We start from the raw sequence: 1143 nt of genomic DNA, 5'->3' as shown, positions 1-1143 counted from the left end.
GCGAAGCGCAGCTCCTTCTCCATCGCGACAGGGGTGATCAGCTCCACCTCGATCGCGATGTTGTCGCCCGGCATCACCATCTCCACGTTCTCCGGCAGCTTCACCGTTCCCGTCACGTCCGTCGTGCGGAAGTAGAACTGGGGACGGTAGCCCTTGAAGAACGGGGTGTGGCGACCACCCTCTTCCTTCGACAGCACGTAGATCTGCGCCTTGAACTTGGTGTGCGGCGTGATGCTGCCAGGCTTGGCAATCACCTGCCCACGCTCCATGTCCTCACGCTTCAGGCCGCGCACCAGCGCGCCGATGTTGTCGCCCGCCATGCCCTCGTCCAGCAGCTTGCGGAACATCTCCACGCCCGTGACCACGGTCTTCTGCGTCGGGCGCAGGCCGACGACCTCGACCTCCTCGCCGACCTTGATCTTGCCACGCTCCACGCGGCCCGTCGCCACCGTTCCACGGCCGGCGATGGAGAACACGTCCTCCACCGGCATCAGGAAGGGCTTGTCCGTCGCGCGCTGCGGCGTCGGGATGTAGCTGTCCACCGCCGCCATCAGCTTCAGGATGGCCGGCTCGCCGATGTCGCTCGTGTCACCCTCGAGCGCCTTCACCGCGGAGCCCGGGATGATGGGGATGGTGTCGCCGGGGAACTCGTACTTCTTCAGGAGGTCACGCACCTCCATCTCCACCAGCTCGCGCAGCTCCGGGTCGTCCAGCAGGTCCACCTTGTTCAGGAAGACCACGATGTACGGAACACCGACCTGGCGCGCCAGCAGGATGTGCTCACGCGTCTGGGGCATCGGGCCGTCCGCCGCCGACACCACCAGAATCGCGCCGTCCATCTGCGCCGCGCCCGTGATCATGTTCTTCACGTAGTCGGCGTGGCCCGGACAGTCGACGTGCGCGTAGTGACGGTTCGCCGTCTGGTACTCCACGTGCGCCGTCGAAATCGTGATGCCGCGCTCGCGCTCTTCCGGCGCCTTGTCGATCTGGTCGTACGCCAGGAACGTGGCGCCGCCCGTCTTCGCCAGCACCTTCGTGATGGCCGCCGTCAGCGACGTCTTGCCGTGGTCCACGTGTCCGATCGTGCCGATGTTCACGTGGGGCTTGTTACGCTCGAACTTCTCCTTGGCCATGACACTCCTC

General features: G+C 65.6%; 1 protein-coding gene. It reads right to left on the bottom strand.

The genetic code is table 11. From position 1 onward, the window contains the following. The coding region (tuf, locus tag K8640_RS42340; protein ID WP_223752276.1) for an elongation factor Tu at nt 1–1133 on the bottom strand (1133 nt) is incomplete at its 3' end. Nucleotides 1134–1143: the final 10 nt, after the last annotated feature.

It is taken from the genome of Myxococcus sp. XM-1-1-1 (assembly GCF_020037095.1).
In the GTDB taxonomy this organism is placed as follows: Bacteria; Myxococcota; Myxococcia; order Myxococcales; family Myxococcaceae; genus Myxococcus; species Myxococcus fulvus.
The sequence above is the reverse complement of the archived record's forward strand: the minus strand, read 5'-3'. Positions and strand labels throughout refer to the sequence as shown.